Source organism: Streptomyces sp. NPDC048331, from assembly GCF_043201215.1.
Classification (GTDB): Bacteria; Actinomycetota; Actinomycetes; order Streptomycetales; family Streptomycetaceae; genus Streptomyces.
In genome coordinates, this window is record NZ_JBICYT010000012.1 from 148,117 (window position 1) to 163,774 (window position 15,658).

Below are 15,658 nucleotides of genomic sequence, written 5' to 3' on the forward strand. Positions count from 1 at the left end.
GCCGTGGGCCGACGCCCCGGGACCGACTTCGTCCGTTCAGTCGAAGTGGTCCGTATTGACGGGTACGCCGTAGCAGGAAAGCAGGAATACTCCCCTCCGCACACACGAGCATACCCGTCGGAAACGCTTTAGGTAAAGAGAGTCCCAAGGAATGGTCACGGACGGGTAGTGCGCCGGGCCTCCGCCACCCGGTCCAGTGCCTGGTCGAGGACCCTGCTGCCCTGCGGGGGCAGGTCCGGTTCGAAGGTCCAGGCGTGATGGACCCAGGGGTCGGCGAGGTGGTTGTCCGGCACCGGCGAGAGCCGCATCAGGGAGCGCCACAGCGGGTCGAGCAGTGGCCCGTAGGCCGAGGCCTCGTCCCGGTCCGCGACCATGAGCAGGTGCACGCCGACCGCCGCGCCCTCGTCGGCGAGGTAGCGAAGCTGGGTGACGGCTCGGTCGTCGAAGCCGTGCGGGAAGTCGTGCACGATCAGCAGCTGGTCGGCCGTGTCCACGTCCGGCGGCAGGTCCTCGGGGGCGCCGGCCCGCAGCGCCATCTGTACGAGGTCCACCCGCCGGGTCAGCCCCGCCAGGGTCTGGGTGACCCCGGTGGCCCCGGCGGCGGGCGGCCCGGCCAGTACCCCGGCGCGCACCAGCGGCGCCAGGGAGGCGGTTCCGGCCCCGGCCGCGTCGATGACGTGGACGGAGAACCGGTCGGCCGGATGGACGGCGAGCAGCCGGACCGCCAGGGCGACGGCCATGTCCATGGCGGCCCGGCGCAGCCGGTCGGTGTCCATGGTCATCGCGGCCTCGGAGCCGGTACGGCCGTTGTCGATCCAGAGCCCGCGCTCCAGCGGGAGCCGACTCAGCATCGGGATGCGCAGGTCGGGTCGCTCGGGCAGGTGGAGGTCGCCCAGGCGCAGGGCCAGCGGGCTCTCCTCGGGCGTGCGGTGGCCGTGCCAGACGGGGTTGTCCCAGCGGGCGTACGCGGCCGGCAGCGCGGGCTCGACGACCTCCGACTCGGCGATCAGCTGGGCCAGGTCCCGGTCGAGGACGGCCTGGGCCTGGGCGACGAGCTCCTCGCGGCGGGCCCGCGCGGTGTCGCGGGCGGCGTTCCCGGAGCCGCCGAGACGGTGGCGCGGGTCGGACAGGGCCTCGTCGAGCTCGCGGTCCATGCGGGAGTCGGCGAACTCGACGGCGCTGCGGTAGGCGGCGACCGTGCGGGCCAGGTCCTCGAACATCCCCCAGACCTGGTTGTAGAGCCGCTCCTCCATGGACCAGCCACTGGCGTCCCCGGCGACGGGCCGCGGCGCCTGGCCCGGCTCCTGCGGGGCGGCGGCCCGCGGCGCGGGCTCGGGCGGCTCGGTGCTGGTGCGGCGGCGCCGCGGGTGGGCGTAGCTGATGGTGGGCGGGGAGGCCGGGGTGTCGCCGGGCCCGGGCGCACCGGCGTACGGATGCCCGGAGACGGGGACCGGGTCCGGCGGTTCGGGGGTGGGCGCGGGAGCCTGCGCCGGGGTCTGCGGGGCGCGGAGGTCGCCGACGAGGGTCGGCATGGTGGCGAGGGTGGCGTCGGCCCCCGCGGTGCGCGGAATCGTGCCCAGCGCGACGGAGGCCAGCTCCGCGGCCGCAGGTGCGGGCAGCCCGCCGTCGGCGAGCAGGGCACCGAGTCCCTCGGCGTAGCCCTGGCCCACGGCGCGGACCTTCCAGGCGCCCTGGCGCCGGTACAGCTCCAGGGCGACGACGGCGGTCTCGGCGTCGAGCCCCGTCAGGGTGTATCCGGCGAGCTCGGCTCCCTCCGGGTCGGCCACGGCCACGTAGGAGGCCGGAACCGCGCCGAAGCGGACCGGGCCGCCGGGCGGTAGGACGAGCAGGACGCCGAGCCGGTGGACGTCCGCCGCGACCTCGTCGAGGTCGACGGCGAAGGTGTGCCGGTCGGCGAGCTCGCCCGGCGACTCGACGCCGGGCAGGGACCTCGCCCCCGGGTGGGCGAGTATCCCGTTGCCGGAGAACCGGCCCTGTTCGTCGGCGAGCGAGGCCAGGGCGAGCACGGGCGTGCCCGCCGAGACCCTGATCTCCACCCGGCTCTGGGACACGGGGTGGTTCTGCCCCCGGACCAGTTCGGCCGTCATCGTGCAGCCCCTCCCCCGTGCCTTCTTCTCTTGTCCGGTAGTGCTACAGGTGCGGCAGGATCGCCGGCATGAGGTCCTGGAAGGTGCGGCCGTTGGCCGGGTTCCCGAGGGCCGTCATCTGCCAGCCGGTACCCACGCGGGACACCTTGGCCATGATCTGGGCGGTGTACTGACCGCCGCCGTCGAGGGTGTAGCGGGCCAGCTCCTGGCCGTTGGTCTCGTCGACGATGCGGCAGAACGCGTTCTGCACCTCCTGGAACGTCTGGCCGGTGAAGGAGTTCACCGTGAAGACGATCTGGTCGATGTGCACGGGCACGCGCTGGAGGTCGACGAGGATCGCCTCGTCGTCCCCGCCCTGGCCGACGCCGCCGACGAGGTTGTCGCCGGTGTGACGCACCGAGCCGTCGTCGCTCTGCAGGTGCCGGAAGAAGACCACGTCGACGGGCTGCTTGTCGGCGAAGAGCACCGCCGAGGCGTCGAGGTCGATCTCCCGGGTGCGCGAGCCGAACAGCCCGCGGCGCTTCGCCGCCTGCCAGCCCAGGCCCATACGGACCGCGGTCAGCGTGCCTCCGTCCGCCTTCTGCAGACTGATGGCCTGACCCTTGGTCATGTTGACCGTCACGTACTGTCCCCTCTCCCTGGCCCGCCCCATGACGAGCGTGCAGCGTGTACCTGCGGCTGTGACCCAACCCTACTGACCGGCTCCCGGTCAGGCGAGGCCCGCTTCCTTCATCTGCCGCAACTCCTTCTTCAGCTCGCCCACCTCGTCCCGGATCCGGGCCGCGACCTCGAACTGCAGCTCGGCGGCCGCCCCGCGCATGCGCTCGGTCATCTGCTCGATGAGCGCGGCCAGTTCGGCCGCGGGCCGGTCGGTGAGCACCTCGGCGCCGGCTGCCCCCTTGGCGCCCTTCGCACCCTTTCCGCCCGTCTTGGTCGCGGTGGCCCGGCCGCCGAGCGCCGGCACCGGCGCCTTGGCGCCCTTGCCCTCCTTCGCCTGCCGGTATCCGGTGCCGAGCAGCTCCTCGGTGTCCAGTTCCTCGCGGGCGATGGTGGCGACGATGTCGTTGATCTTCTTGCGCAGCGGCTGCGGGTCGATCCCGTTGGCCGTGTTGTAGGCGATCTGCTTCTCGCGGCGCCGGTTGGTCTCGTCGATGGCCTTCTCCATCGCCGGGGTCATCTTGTCCGCGTACATGTGGACCTGGCCGGACACGTTGCGCGCGGCCCGGCCGATGGTCTGGATCAGGGAGGTCCCGGAGCGCAGGAAGCCTTCCTTGTCGGCGTCGAGGATCGCCACCAGGGACACCTCGGGCAGGTCGAGGCCCTCGCGGAGCAGGTTGATGCCGACCAGGACGTCGTATTCGCCGGCGCGCAGCTCGCGCAGCAGCTCGATGCGGCGCAGGGTGTCCACGTCGCTGTGCAGGTACCGGACCTGGATCCCGAGCTCCAGGAAGTAGTCCGTGAGGTCCTCGGCCATCTTCTTGGTGAGGGTGGTGACGAGGATCCGCTCGTCCTTCTCGACCCGCTGCCGGATCTCGTGGACCAGGTCGTCGATCTGCCCCTCGGTGGGCTTGACCACGACCTCGGGGTCGATGAGGCCGGTGGGGCGGATGATCTGTTCGACGAAGCCGTCGCCGCGCGAGAGCTCGTACTTTCCGGGGGTCGCCGACAGGTAGACGGTCTGCCCGATGCGCTCCTGGAACTCCTCCCACTTCAGCGGCCGGTTGTCCAGGGCGGACGGCAGTCGGAAGCCGTGGTCGACGAGGGTGCGCTTGCGGGAGGCGTCGCCCTCGTACATGGCGCCGATCTGCGGCACGGTGACGTGCGACTCGTCGATGACCAGGAGGAAGTCCTCCGGGAAGTAGTCGATGAGGGTGTTGGGCGCGGAGCCGCGCTCGCGGTCGTCCATGTGCAGCGAGTAGTTCTCGATGCCGGAGCAGGACCCGATCTGGCGCATCATCTCCAGGTCGTAGGTCGTGCGCATGCGCAGCCGCTGCGCCTCCAGCATCTTGCCCTGCTTCTCCAGCTCGGCGAGGCGCTCTGTCAGCTCGGCCTCGATGCCGCGGACCGCCTTCTCCATGCGCTCGGGGCCGGCGACGTAGTGGCTGGCGGGGAAGACGTACAGCTCGCGGTCCTCGCTGATGACCTCGCCGGTCAGCGGGTGGAGGGTGGAGAGGGCCTCGATCTCGTCGCCGAACATTTCGATCCGGACGGCCAGTTCCTCGTAGACCGGGAAGATCTCGATCGTGTCGCCGCGCACCCGGAAGGTGCCACGGGTGAAGGCGACGTCGTTGCGGGTGTACTGGATGTCCACGAAGCGGCGCAGCAACTGGTCCCGGTCGACCTCCTCCCCCACCTTGAGGGAGACCATCCGGTCGACGTACTCCTGCGGGGTACCGAGGCCGTAGATGCAGGACACGGAGGCGACGACGATCACGTCCCGCCGGGTCAGCAGCGAGTTGGTCGCGGAGTGGCGCAGCCGCTCCACCTCCTCGTTGATCGAGGAGTCCTTCTCGATGTACGTGTCCGACTGCGGAACGTAGGCCTCGGGCTGGTAGTAGTCGTAGTACGAGACGAAGTACTCGACGGCGTTGTTCGGCAGGAGCTCGCGGAACTCGTTCGCCAGCTGGGCGGCGAGCGTCTTGTTCGGCGCCATGACCAAGGTGGGGCGCTGGAGCTTCTCGATCATCCAGGCCGTGGTCGCCGACTTGCCGGTGCCGGTCGCACCCAGCAGGACGACGTCCTTCTCACCTGCACGGATGCGCTTCTCCAGCTCGGCGATGGCCGCCGGCTGGTCGCCGCTGGGCTGGTAGGGGCTGACGACCTCGAAAGGCGCCACCGTGCGTTCGATCTTCGATACGGGCCGCATGGGTCAACCGTACGACCCCCCACTGACACTCACGCGCCCCCGCGGGCCGGCGGCGCGCTCCGGCCCCTCCCGGCCGCCCGGCCCGCCGTCATTCGTTCTGGTCCGTTTGTCGTAGTTCGGTGGCGGCTCAGTGATCTTCAACCCCATGATCGCGGTGAAGTGCATCGCCACAACGTCTGCCGCTCCGCACCCGTCTGACGCAGGAACAGGGCTCACGACCCGAGGAGAACGCACATGTACGTCCGACCCGCCGCCGCGGCCGCCGCCGCCGCATTCCTGGGCTTCACCCTCACCCTGCTGGGCGGGACGGCCTCGTACGCCGCCACCGATCCCGGATCCGCGACCGGGCCCGGAACCGGCACCGGCACCGGCACCGGCGCCGGCCGGGCCGCGCTGGGCGGCCCCGTCGTGTACGCCCACCGGGGGGCCTCCGCCTACGCCCCGGAGAACACCCTCGACGCGATCGACCTCGCGATGCAGATGGGCTTCGACTGGGTCGAGAACGACGTGCAGCGCACGAAGGACGGCGTGCTGGTGGTGATCCACGACGACACCCTGGCCCGGACCACCGACGTCGAGCAGCGGTTCCCGAACCGGGCGCCCTGGAAGGTCGGGGACTTCACCGCGGCCGAGATCGCCCAGCTGGACGCGGGCAGCTGGTTCGGCGACGAGTACACGGGGGCCTCCGTACCGACCCTGCGGCAGTACATCGACCGGGTCCAGCGCAACCAGCAGAAGCTGCTGCTGGAGATCAAGAAGCCGGAGCTCTACCCCGGGATCGAGGCGCAGACCCTGCAGGTGCTGGACGAGGCCGGCTGGCTCGACGAGCGGCACGTCACCAGGCGCCTGGTGGTGCAGAGCTTCAGCGCCGACTCCGTGCGCGTCGTGCACGGCCTGCGCCCGGACCTGGTGACGGCCTTCCTCGGCACCCCCACCGTGGCGGACCTGCCGCGCTACGCGGAGTTCACCGACCGCATCAACCCGTGGCACACGACGATCTCCGCCGACTGGGTCTCGGCCGTGCACGGCCTGCTCGGCGCGCACGGCAGGGCGATGGAGGTGGACACCTGGATCGTGGACGACGCGGCCACCGCCCGGAAGGTGCAGGACATGGGGGTGGACGGGATCATCACCAACGCCCCGGACGTGGTCCGGGACGCGGTCGGCGGATTCTGATCGGGCCTGCGTGCGGCCGGCGGGCGGGCACGCGCGCGATGTGGCCGACATCCACAACCCTGACCGCCGTGTCGGTCGGTGGTCGTACGGTGGACGCGTGGACAGCACCGAGCGGCCCCGCGGGCCGCACCTCGAATGGACCGTCGTCGCCGGCGACGGTGTCCTCGGCGGGCCCCTGCTCCTGGCCGCGACCCCGGAGGGGCTGGTCCGGGTCGAGTTCCATGCCGAGCCGGACCGGGTCGACAGGATGATCGGCCCGCTCGTCTCCCGGCTCGGCGCCGACGCCCGGCGTCCCGCGCCGGGCGAGGAAGTACTGCTGGCCGAGCCGATACGCCAGCTCACCGCGTACTTCGAGGGGTCGCTGCGGCGCTTCGAGCTGCCGCTGGACTGGCGTCTGAGCTCCGGCTTCAACCGACAGGTGCTCCTGGAGCTGGACCGCTCCGTGCCCTACGGATCGGTCGTCGGTTACGGGGAGCTGGCCGCCCGCGTCGGACAGCCGGGCGCCGCCCAGGCCGTGGGCAACGCCATGGGGTCGAACCCGCTGCCCCTGGTGGTGGCCTGCCACCGCGTCGTGGAGAACGACGGGGGCATCGGGGGATTCGGCGGCGGCGTGGAGACGAAACGGCAACTGCTCGCGCTGGAGGGCGTGCTTCCGCAGCCGCTCTTCTGAGCGGGACCCTGACCTGCGGACCTGTCCCGCGGGCCGGCCCGTCGAGCGGCCTCGGGACCGGCGGGAGCCCGGCGCACTCCCGGCCCGGCTCCTATCCGGTTCCGTCGCGCGGTAAGGGCCGGCACACTGCGGCGGTGAGTACTCCCGCCGCCGCACCCGGCCTCCCCGCGTCCCCCGCGCCCCGTGTCCCGCACCCGCGAAACCGGTCCACGCCGTGACCGCCGCGCCCGGCACCGACCGGCCCGTGCGGCCGATCGGCCCGCCCGAGCTGGCCCGGCTGCAGCGTCGCACCTCCCGGGTCCTCATGGCCGGCCAGGTCCTCGGCGGCCTCGGCGTACCGATCAGCATCGCCCTGGCCCCCGTACTCGCCACCGAGGTCAGCGGCACCGAGGCGCTGTCCGGCGTCGCTTCCACGGCCGCGGTGATCGGCACCGCCGTCGTCTCGCTGCCGCTCGCCGCGCTGATGAACGCGCGCGGCCGCCGCCCCGGCCTGGTCCTGGCCTACCTGATCGGCGCCGCCGGCGCGGGCCTGGTCGTGCTCGCCGCCACGATCCGGAGCTTCCCGCTGCTGCTGCTCGGCATGGCCGCCTTCGGCGCCGCCTCCTCGGCCAACCTGCAGGCCCGGTTCGCCGCCGCGGACCTCGCCGCCCCGGACCACCGCGCGCGGGCCATCTCGGTCGTGGTGTGGGCCTCGACCGTCGGCGCCGTGCTCGGGCCGAACCTGTCCGCGCCGGCCAGCCGTAGCTTCGCCGGTACCGCGATACCCGAGACGGCCGGCCCGTTCGTCTGGGCCGCCGCCGTCTTCCTGCTCACCGGCACGCTGATCGGCGTACTCCTGCGCCCCGACCCGTTGCTGACGGCCCGGGCGCTCGCCGCGCCCGAGGAGCAGACCCGCGAAGGACGCTCGCTGCGGGCCGGATTCGCCGCCGTGAAGGCCTCGCCGCGGGCCCGACTCGCCCTGCTCACGGTCGCCGTGTCGCACACCACCATGGTCTCGATCATGGTGATGACCCCGATGGACCTGAGCCACCACGGGGCCGGCCTCGAGCTCATCGGGCTGGTGATCAGCGGTCATATCGCGGGCATGTTCGCCTTCTCCCCCGTGATGGGCTGGCTCGCCGACCGGCTCGGCCGGCTCTCCGTGATCGGGCTGGCCGCGGGCCTGCTGTCGGTCGCCGCGCTGCTCGCCGGCACGGCCGGGCCCAGCCACGGGCGCAGCGCGCTCGGGCTCTTCCTGCTCGGCCTCGGCTGGTCCGCCGGGATGGTGTCGGGCTCTGCCCTGCTGACGGACTCGGTGCCGCAGCCCGCGCGGGCCGCCGTGCAGGGGCTGAGCGACCTCACGATGAACGCGGCCGCCGGTCTGGGCGGAGCGGCCGCCGGGCTGATCATGTCGGGCGCGGGCTACGGCTGGCTGAACGCCGTCGGGGCCGCGCTGCTGCTGCCGATGGCGGCGCTCGCGCTGTTCACGGCACGCCGCCACCCCGTGCCCGCGAAGGACGGGGTCAGTAGCTGATGTGGTAGGCCTTGCGCAGCGTCTCGTGCACGGTCCAGGTGGTCCGGTCGCCCTCGCGGAGCACGCAGGCGGAGCCGGGGCCGACCTCCAGCGTCGCGCCGCCCTCGACCTCGACGGTGGCGCGGCCGCTGACCACCACGAAGAGCTCGTTCGCCTCGACGTCGGTGACGACTCCGGGGGTGATCTGCCAGATCCCGCGCACCTGCTTGCCGTCCGCCGACTCCCACAGCACCTTGCCCGTCACGACGGGCTCGCCGGAGACGATCTGACCGGGGTCGAGGTCGTCCGCCTCCAGTTCGACGTCCGCGACGGAGACGGAGAAGGAGGCCGGGGCGGGACCGGGGGCGGCGGAGTGATCACTGGTGCTCATGGCGCGCCAGCCTAGTGCGGCCCACCGCACGGCGCGGTGACCACAGCGTCCAGCAACGGCCCGTCCGACGAGTCACCCTGTCCAGCGCCGTCGCGCCGGGCGTCCGTCATGGCGCGGCCGGGCGCCGGGCGGCGAGTACCGGCTGGTGGACGTGCGGGGCCTCGCTCCGCGGCCGTGCCCGGCGCAGCTCCCCGTACGGGCGGGTGGAGAGCAGCAGCCGTCCGCCGGGGCGCAGCACCCGCTGGGTTTCGGCCAGGGCCGCGCCCACGTCCTGGGCGGTCAGCAGGTGCGGCGGGCGTTGTCGGCGCAGACCACGGCGTCGAAGGAGGCGTCGGCGAAGGGCAGGGCCCGCATGTCGGCGGCCGCGACGGGCAGGGTGAGCGAGTGCCTGCCGGCCTCGCGGGCGGCGCGGGCCACGGAGACGGGGCTGAGGTCGGTCCCGGTGACCCGGTGGCCGAGCGCCGCGAGGCCCAGTGCCTGGGTTCCGATGCCGCAGGCGTTGTCGAGCACCGCGCGCGGGCCGGGTCCCGACGCGGCGGTGAGCAGGGTGTCGAGGGCCCGGCCCTGGCGGGTGACGCTCGCCTCCCAGTCCGCGTGGACGAGGTCGTAGCGGTCGGCCGGCTCGTCGTAGAACTCGTCGTAGAAGCCGCATGGGTCCATGGAGGAACGCTACTCGGACAGGTTGGGACGGGTGTGGCGGGAGAGAGTTTGGGGGCGTCAATCCCGTGCCATGGATGGGGACATGTCACAGCACAGAGCATCTGAGATCCCGGTCCTGTCGGCGGAGGTACGTGAGGCGCTCGCCCGGGGGAAGCCCGTGGTGGCCCTGGAGTCGACGATCATCGCCCATGGCCTGCCCCGCCCCCGCAACCTGACGGTGGGCCTCGAACTGGAGGCCGTGGTCCGCGCGGAGGGTGCGGTTCCGGCGACGATCGCGGTCGTGGACGGGGTGGCGTACGCGGGCCTGGACAAGGCGCAGCTGGAGCGGATCGCTGGCGGCGAGGGCGTACGCAAGCTCGGCCACCGGGATCTGGCGCCCGCGCTGGCGACGGGGGCGACCGGGGCGACGACGGTGTCCGCGACCGCCTTCCTCGCGGCCCGGGCGGGCCTACGGGTCTTCGCCACGGGCGGACTGGGCGGCGTACACCGGGAATGGGCACGGACGCAGGACGAGTCGGCGGACCTGTCGCTGCTGGCACGGACGCGGATCACCGTGGTGTGCGCGGGGGTGAAATCGATCCTGGACGTGCCCGGCACGCTCCAGCGGCTGGAGACGCTCGGCGTGGGGGTGCTCGGCTACGGGACGGACCGCTTCCCCGGGTTCTACCTGGCCGACTCGGGCGAGCCGGTGGACTGGACGGTGCATGGGCCCGAGGAGGTCGCGGCGGTGATGGCCGCCCAGGACGCGCTGGGCGGTGCCGACTCGGCGCTGCTGGTGGCCAATCCGGTGGCGCGGGAGGAGCAACTGGATCCGGAGCTGCACGATCGGGTGCTGGCGGAGGCGCTCGCCGAGTGCCGCGAGCGCGGGATCACGGGGCAGGCGGTGACACCGTTCCTGCTGGGGTTCCTGGTACGGGCGACGGGCGGGGCCTCGCTGGAGGCGAACCTGGCGGCGGTACGCGGCAACGTGCGGCTCGGCGCCCGGATCGCGGGGGCCTGGGCGGCGCGGGCATGACCGGGCCGGGGGCGTTGCTCGTCGTCGGGGACGTGGTGACGGACGTGGTGGCCATACATCCGGAGCCGCTGGCTCCGGCCACCGACACGGCTGCCCGGATCCGGACGCTGCCGGGCGGGGCCGGGGCCAACGCGGCCTGCTGGGCGGCCCGTACGGGGACCGCGGAGGTACGGCTCCTGGCGCGGGTGGGTGCCGAGTCGGCGCGCTGGCACGAGCGGGCGCTCGTGGACGCGGGGGTCCGGCCGCGGTTGGTGATCGACGCCCAGGAGCCGACCGGGACGGTGGTGGCGCTGGTCGGCAAGGACGCGGAGCGGACGTTCCTGACCGACAGCGGGGCCTCGCTGCGCCTGTGCCCCGCCGACTGGACCCCCTCCTTGCTGGACGGGGCGGCCCATCTGCACCTGTCCGGTTATCTGTTCTTCGCCGACAGCAGCCGGGAGCTCGCCATGGTCGCGCTGCGGGCGGCCCGGACGCGGGGGGTGTCGGTGAGCGTGGACCCCGCCTCGGCCGGATTCCTGACCGGTCTCGGGCCGCAACGCTTCCTGGACGCCGTGGCGGGGGTGGACGTGCTGCTGCCGAACGAGGACGAGGCCCGGCTGCTGGCCGGGCTGCCGGAGCCGACGGGGGTGGCCCGGGCGGCGACGGAGCTCAGTCGGCGGGTGCCGCTGGTGGTGATGACCCGGGGCGCGGCCGGGGCGCTGATCGCCGAACGCGGCCGGGTGACCGCCGAGGTCGAGGCGGAGCCGGTGGAGGCGGTGGACTCCACCGGCGCGGGAGACGCCTTCACCGGGGGCTTCCTCGCGGCCCGACTGGACGGCGCGGACCCGGCGGAGGCGGCCCGGGCGGGATGCCGGGCCGCGGCCCTGGCGGTGACCCGGCAGGGCGGTCGGCCGTAGGGACGTCGACCGTAGGGATGTGGGGCCTGGTGCCGGGCCTGGGGATGTCGGGCCTGGGATGGCGGGCCGACGGGGCCGTCCCGCCCGATCCCGGCCCGTCCCGTTCGTCCTCCGTCCGCTCCGTTCACTCCGTCCGGGCCCGACCCGTCAGCGGCTCCGGATGCCGGTCCACGCGGGGTGTCGGGGGTCGTCGGCCCGGACCACCGCGTCGGCGGCCGACGCCGGGTCGGTGTCGGCCTCGTAGCGCGTGAAGGCGGGCAACGTCCAGCGCGCGGACTCCTCGGTGCGGCGGGCGAGCGCGCCGGCGGAGAGCCGGATGTGGACGCTCAGGTCGAAGGGGAACCAGTGGCCCAGCAGCAGCGGGCCGTGCACCAGCAGCACGCCGCCGGGCGGGAGTTCGACGTACGGGCTGCGGGTCGCCCGGTCGGTCACCGGGTCCCAGAGGTCCGGCAGTACCCGGCCGGTGCCCCCGGGGTCGGTCGGGCCGAAGACCTCCCGCCAGAGCGCGGCCGTGTCGTACCAACCGCCGAGGTAGGAGTCCACGTCCTGCCGGCCGAACTCGAAGCGGAGGGAGGCCGGCCGCAGGAATCCCTCGGTCGACACCACCAGGGACGGGCGTCCGCGTTGCCGCACTGCTTCGGCCACTTCACCGGCGAGGACGCCGGTACCGGCGGCGGGGGCGCCGTCGATGCCCACCCGCTGCCAACCGTCCCGCTCATGAACGTCGTCGAGGTGACCGGCGAGCCGCTCGGCCATCCGCTGCCATGTGATCGCTTCCCACTGCACGGGCCCATTGTCAGTGGTGGGCCGTAGCGTTTTTCACGAGGGATCACCGGCCGAAAGGGAGCCGGCGGCGCTGCCTTTGGGGAGAGGTTTGTCATGGCTCGGGAGACGACGTATCTGGAGCTGTCGCAGGACGACGGCGCGGCGCACAAGTTCTACGAGGTGACCGTCGACGGCACGGCCGTGTCCGTGCGGTACGGGCGCATCGGTGCGGACGGCCAGTTGCAGACCTCCGCGTTCCCGAGCGTCGAGAAGGCCCGGGCGGCCGCCGCGAAGAAGGTCGGGGAGAAGGTGCGCAAGGGGTACGCCCCGGCGGTACGGGGGCAGCGCGCCGCCCGGTCGGTGACCCGCCGCCAGGTGACCTCGGCGCCTTCGACGGCGCGTGCGGTGGCCCCGGTGCTGTGGCGCTTCCGGACCGGTTCGTCGGCCTTCGGAATCCACGTGGACGAGGACCGCTGCTGGGTCGGCAACCAGGCGGGCGACGTCTACAACCTGAGCCACGGCGGCGAGGTGTTGGCCCGGTATTCGCTGCCGGACGGGGTGAAGTGCCTGGTGGCGGACGAGTTCTGGATATACGCGGGCTGTGACGACGGCACGGTGTACGACCTGTCGTCGAAGGTGCCCTTCGGGGCCTACGCGATCGCCGCGGACGTGGACATCTACTGGCTGGACATCCACGAGGGCGTGCTGAACGTGTCCGACGCGAACGGCGGCCTGACCGTCATCGACCACGAGGACGAGCACCAGTGGTCACGGAAGTCCGGCGGCCACGGCGCCTGGATGGTCCGGGCCGACGAGCGGGCGGTCTTCCACGGGCACAGCGGCGGTGTGACGGCGTACGCGGCGGACGGCACCGGGCAGTTGTGGCACACCAAGACCCCTGGCGGGGTGCTGTTCGGCTGGCAGGAGGACCACGCGGTGTACGCGGGGACGGCCCGCAACACCGTGCAGCGGCTCTCGAAGGCGACGGGGGCGGTGGAGGCCTCCTACGCCTGCGACGCGGCGGTGTACTCGTGCGCGACCTCGCCCGACGGACGGCACGTCTTCGCGGGCGACTCCTCCTCCTCGGTCTACTGCTTCGACGCGGACGGCCGGCGCCTGTGGAAGCTGGGGACGGGCGGCGGATCGGCCCTGTCCATGCAGTACCTGGACGAGCGGCTGTACCTCGTGACCACCGACGGGTCGCTGGTCTGCGTGGACGCCACCGAGCAGGCGATCGCGGCGGCCCAGCAGGGTTCGGTGCCCGCGCCGAAGGACGTGAAGTCGGCGGCCGCGCTCCCGGTGTTCACACCGGCCGCGTCGGCCTCGGCGGTGGCGACGGTCTCGATGGCGGCGGTGACCGCCGACCCGGCGGGCGGCGTGGTGGTGGAGTGCGTGCAGCAGGGTGGCCGGATCCGGGTGCAGGTGGTGTCGGGCGGCTTCGAACCCACGTGGAACGTGCAGTTCCCGCGCGGGATACGGGAGGCGGGCGCCCGGTACGTGGTGGACGGGTTGCACGCGGCCTCGGGCGGCTTCTACCGGGTCCGCGGGGAGATACGCCGACTGGTGTGAGCCCCCGCCGGCCGCGGGCCGGACCGTGGCCGGGTCGTCCCGGGTGACCGTGGCCGGGTCGTCCGGGTCGGTCGGGGTGGCCGGGTTCAGCGGGCGTGCTGCCCGCAGAGCGCCCGCGGGACGCCGGCCGGGGCCGGGGTGGGTATCGCGAAGGGCGTTCCGGCCGGGAGCGAGGGGGTCACGTGGAGCACGACCGGCTCGGTGCCGAGGTTGTGGCCCAGGTGTATGTGTCCGATGCCCGCGGGTTCCACGAAGGTGGTCCCGGCCGGGTGCACCTCGACGGTGCGGTCGTGCAGGACCCGGGTGAGGGTCCCCGCCAGGACCACCGCGTCCAGCCTGACCCGGTGGAAGTGCCAGCCGGTGCAGCCGCCCGGCGGGATGACTATCTCCCGGCCGGCCGGGAGCGTGGCCACGCATGCCCCGCCCGGCCGTGGCGTCATCGCCTGCCACCCACCCATGTGCTCCTCCTCGGCGGACCTCCTGTGGTCCACCGCCCCACGGTAAAAGGGCCGCGAGGCATCCAGGAACACTCGACGAAACATCAACATGCCGTCTCCACCAGGTGATATGAGGGTCGTACAGCGGTATCACACGTCTATGAGCCTGGTGGTTTTCGAATCGCTGAAGCAGATCCACTGCGCCGACTGCCGACAGGGCCCGCTGCGGCACCTCGTCCGTGAGTCCGGCGTGCCCCGCTGCCTGGACTGTACGGATCTCGGCCATCTCGTGTATCTCCCGCGAGGGGACACGGCGCTCACCCGCCGCTCCCGCGAAGCCAGTTCACTGTGCGCCGTCGTCGTGCGCTTCAACAAGCGCCGGCACCGCTACGAGCGCCTGGGCCTCCTCGTGGAGGAGGCCGCCCTGGCCGGCGCGGAGCGCGCCTGTCTCGCGGACTCGGAGGCGCGGGCGCGCCGTCGGGAGCGCGACCGGCGGCGGCGTGCGGCCGAGGACACCCGGTTCACGGCGGCCTTCGCCGCCGAGATCGTGCGGCTGTTCCCCGGATGTCCGGCGGACCGGGCCGTGGCGATCGCCACGCATGCCTCGGTGCGCGGCAGCGGCCGGGTGGGCCGGAGCGCGGCCGGCCGTGCCCTCGACGAACTGGCGGTCTCCGTCGCGGTCCGGGCGGCGGTGCGGCACACCGACACCGAGTACGACGCCCTGCTGATGGCGGGGGTCCCGCGGTTCGTGGCCCGCGCCCGGCTGGCTCCGCGGATCGACGCCATCCTGGACGGGTGGCGCACCCCGCCCCCGGGGCACGTGTCCGTGCCCGCCCCGGACCGCTCGTCCTGAACCGCTCAGTTGAGGCGGAAGCGACGGTAGAGAAGCATCCCGCCGAGGAGGAGCGCGCCACCGCTGGGCAGCAGGTATCCGACGCCGTCCGACCCGGTGTGGGCGAGGGCCTCGTGCTGCGGGGCCTCGGGCGGGGTGACCGGCGCGGTCGGCACGGTCGGGACGACCGGGACGACCGGGGTCACCGGCTTCTCGACGACCGGCGGCTGGACGGGCTTGCCGACCGTCGGCACCTCGCCGTTGACGGACGTGTTGCCCACCGAGGGGTTGCCGATGCCGACCACGTTCACCGAGTTGCCGCTGATGTTCAGCGGGAGGTCGACGGGGAGCTGGATCCCGTTGCCGGACAGCACTCCCGGTGAATCCTTTCCGCTTCCCTCGGCGACGGACCCGCCGCTGCTCCCGCCCGCCGGTTTCGAGGAGTGGGTGGACCCGGAGGTCGCGTGCCCACCGCCACCGCCCGGCGACTGGTTGCTACAGCGGTTCCCTGCGGCCGGGTTGAGCACGCCGACCACATTCACGGTGTTCCCGCACGCGTTCACGGGAAGGTTCACCGGCAGTTGTACGAGGTTTCCGGACAGCAGTCCCGGCGAGCGCTCGGCCCGACCACTCGCGTCCGCATCGGCGTGCGCGAGGCCGCCCACACCCGCGACCGCCAGTCCGCCGCCCGCAACCATCGCCGCGATCAAGCCATTCCGACGACTGTGACGCATCAGTTTCCCTGCCTTCCGGAGAAGTTCGCGGGCAATGTCCCCGCACC

Annotated in this window: 14 protein-coding genes and 1 pseudogene; 7 read left to right on the top strand and 8 right to left on the bottom strand. The window is 73.1% G+C overall.

Features of this window, described 5'->3' with window-relative positions; translation table 11 throughout:
* Positions 1-155: 155 nt before the first annotated feature.
* From ACGFYY_RS19455 to uvrB, 3 genes are all read right to left on the bottom strand, one after another.
* Positions 156-2,108, bottom strand: coding sequence for a TerD family protein (locus ACGFYY_RS19455; protein WP_393710823.1), 1,953 nt, complete (start codon positions 2,106-2,108; stop codon positions 156-158).
* A 43-nt stretch (positions 2,109-2,151) separates the two neighbouring features.
* Positions 2,152-2,730, bottom strand: coding sequence for a TerD family protein (locus ACGFYY_RS19460; protein ID WP_365275718.1), 579 nt, complete (start codon positions 2,728-2,730; stop codon positions 2,152-2,154).
* 87 nt (positions 2,731-2,817) lie between these two features.
* Positions 2,818-4,974 (bottom strand): excinuclease ABC subunit UvrB, encoded by a 2,157-nt coding sequence (gene uvrB / locus ACGFYY_RS19465; protein WP_393710825.1) that lies wholly within the window; start codon positions 4,972-4,974, stop codon positions 2,818-2,820.
* A gap of 234 nt (positions 4,975-5,208) precedes the next feature.
* Between uvrB and ACGFYY_RS19470 the strand changes: the two genes are divergently transcribed.
* The 3 genes from ACGFYY_RS19470 (at position 5,209) to ACGFYY_RS19480 (ending at position 8,333) form a co-directional block, all read left to right on the top strand.
* Entirely contained in the window at positions 5,209-6,150 is a 942-nt protein-coding gene (locus tag ACGFYY_RS19470) for a glycerophosphodiester phosphodiesterase (RefSeq protein WP_393710827.1), read from the top strand.
* A 97-nt stretch (positions 6,151-6,247) separates the two neighbouring features.
* On the top strand, positions 6,248-6,820 hold the full coding sequence (locus ACGFYY_RS19475; RefSeq protein ID WP_030762420.1) for a methylated-DNA--[protein]-cysteine S-methyltransferase: 573 nt from the start codon (positions 6,248-6,250) through the stop codon (positions 6,818-6,820).
* Positions 6,821-7,124: 304 nt separating this feature from the next.
* Positions 7,125-8,333 carry an MFS transporter gene (locus ACGFYY_RS19480; RefSeq protein ID WP_393710926.1) on the top strand — a complete coding sequence of 403 codons (1,209 nt, stop codon included), beginning with the start codon at positions 7,125-7,127 and terminating at the stop codon, positions 8,331-8,333.
* On the opposite strand, the gene ACGFYY_RS19485 is transcribed toward ACGFYY_RS19480, so the two are convergent.
* Positions 8,323-8,703 (bottom strand): cupin domain-containing protein, encoded by a 381-nt coding sequence (locus ACGFYY_RS19485; protein WP_393710829.1) that lies wholly within the window; start codon positions 8,701-8,703, stop codon positions 8,323-8,325. The genes ACGFYY_RS19480 and ACGFYY_RS19485 overlap by 11 nt on opposite strands.
* A 142-nt stretch (positions 8,704-8,845) precedes the next feature.
* A pseudogene (locus ACGFYY_RS19490) lies at positions 8,846-9,363 on the bottom strand (class I SAM-dependent methyltransferase); the annotation flags it as partial.
* 82 nt (positions 9,364-9,445) lie between these two features.
* Here ACGFYY_RS19490 and ACGFYY_RS19495 point away from each other — a divergent pair.
* A complete protein-coding gene (locus tag ACGFYY_RS19495; protein ID WP_365275729.1) occupies positions 9,446-10,378 on the top strand; it encodes a pseudouridine-5'-phosphate glycosidase in 933 nt (310 codons plus the stop codon).
* Positions 10,375-11,274: a carbohydrate kinase family protein gene (locus tag ACGFYY_RS19500; RefSeq protein WP_393710832.1), complete on the top strand. Its 900-nt coding sequence runs from the start codon at positions 10,375-10,377 to the stop codon at positions 11,272-11,274. The genes ACGFYY_RS19495 and ACGFYY_RS19500 overlap by 4 nt, the downstream gene beginning before the upstream one ends.
* Positions 11,275-11,421: 147 nt before the next feature.
* On the opposite strand, the gene ACGFYY_RS19505 is transcribed toward ACGFYY_RS19500, so the two are convergent.
* Positions 11,422-12,060: a uridine kinase gene (locus tag ACGFYY_RS19505; RefSeq protein WP_393710834.1), complete on the bottom strand. Its 639-nt coding sequence runs from the start codon at positions 12,058-12,060 to the stop codon at positions 11,422-11,424.
* A gap of 93 nt (positions 12,061-12,153) precedes the next feature.
* Here ACGFYY_RS19505 and ACGFYY_RS19510 point away from each other — a divergent pair, with 93 nt between their 5' ends.
* A complete protein-coding gene (locus tag ACGFYY_RS19510) occupies positions 12,154-13,608 on the top strand; it encodes a WGR domain-containing protein (protein WP_393710836.1) in 1,455 nt (484 codons plus the stop codon).
* 86 nt (positions 13,609-13,694) lie between these two features.
* Here the strand turns inward: ACGFYY_RS19510 and ACGFYY_RS19515 are convergent, their stop codons facing one another.
* Positions 13,695-14,099: a cupin domain-containing protein gene (locus tag ACGFYY_RS19515; RefSeq protein ID WP_393710838.1), complete on the bottom strand. Its 405-nt coding sequence runs from the start codon at positions 14,097-14,099 to the stop codon at positions 13,695-13,697.
* A gap of 106 nt (positions 14,100-14,205) precedes the next feature.
* Between ACGFYY_RS19515 and ACGFYY_RS19520 the strand changes: the two genes are divergently transcribed.
* Entirely contained in the window at positions 14,206-14,898 is a 693-nt protein-coding gene (locus ACGFYY_RS19520; RefSeq protein WP_393710840.1) for a DUF2293 domain-containing protein, read from the top strand.
* Positions 14,899-14,903: 5 nt separating this feature from the next.
* Here ACGFYY_RS19520 and ACGFYY_RS19525 read toward each other — a convergent pair whose 3' ends face one another.
* A complete protein-coding gene (locus ACGFYY_RS19525; protein ID WP_393710842.1) occupies positions 14,904-15,575 on the bottom strand; it encodes a chaplin in 672 nt (223 codons plus the stop codon).
* Positions 15,576-15,658 lie beyond the last annotated feature (83 nt).

Bases quoted from the DNA above. Each gene is read 5' to 3' on its own strand.
- ACGFYY_RS19455 (WP_393710823.1), bottom strand. From the start codon at position 2,108: ATGACGGCCGAACTGGTCCGGGGGCAGAACCACCCCGTGTCCCAGAGC.
- uvrB (WP_393710825.1), bottom strand. From the start codon at position 4,974: ATGCGGCCCGTATCGAAGATCGAACGCACGGTGGCGCCTTTCGAGGTC.
- ACGFYY_RS19470 (WP_393710827.1), top strand. From the start codon at position 5,209: ATGTACGTCCGACCCGCCGCCGCGGCCGCCGCCGCCGCATTCCTGGGC.
- ACGFYY_RS19480 (WP_393710926.1), top strand. From the start codon at position 7,125: ATGGCCGGCCAGGTCCTCGGCGGCCTCGGCGTACCGATCAGCATCGCC.
- ACGFYY_RS19485 (WP_393710829.1), bottom strand. From the start codon at position 8,703: ATGAGCACCAGTGATCACTCCGCCGCCCCCGGTCCCGCCCCGGCCTCC.
- ACGFYY_RS19495 (WP_365275729.1), top strand. From the start codon at position 9,446: ATGTCACAGCACAGAGCATCTGAGATCCCGGTCCTGTCGGCGGAGGTA.
- ACGFYY_RS19500 (WP_393710832.1), top strand. From the start codon at position 10,375: ATGACCGGGCCGGGGGCGTTGCTCGTCGTCGGGGACGTGGTGACGGAC.
- ACGFYY_RS19510 (WP_393710836.1), top strand. From the start codon at position 12,154: ATGGCTCGGGAGACGACGTATCTGGAGCTGTCGCAGGACGACGGCGCG.
- ACGFYY_RS19520 (WP_393710840.1), top strand. From the start codon at position 14,206: ATGAGCCTGGTGGTTTTCGAATCGCTGAAGCAGATCCACTGCGCCGAC.
- ACGFYY_RS19525 (WP_393710842.1), bottom strand. From the start codon at position 15,575: ATGGTTGCGGGCGGCGGACTGGCGGTCGCGGGTGTGGGCGGCCTCGCG.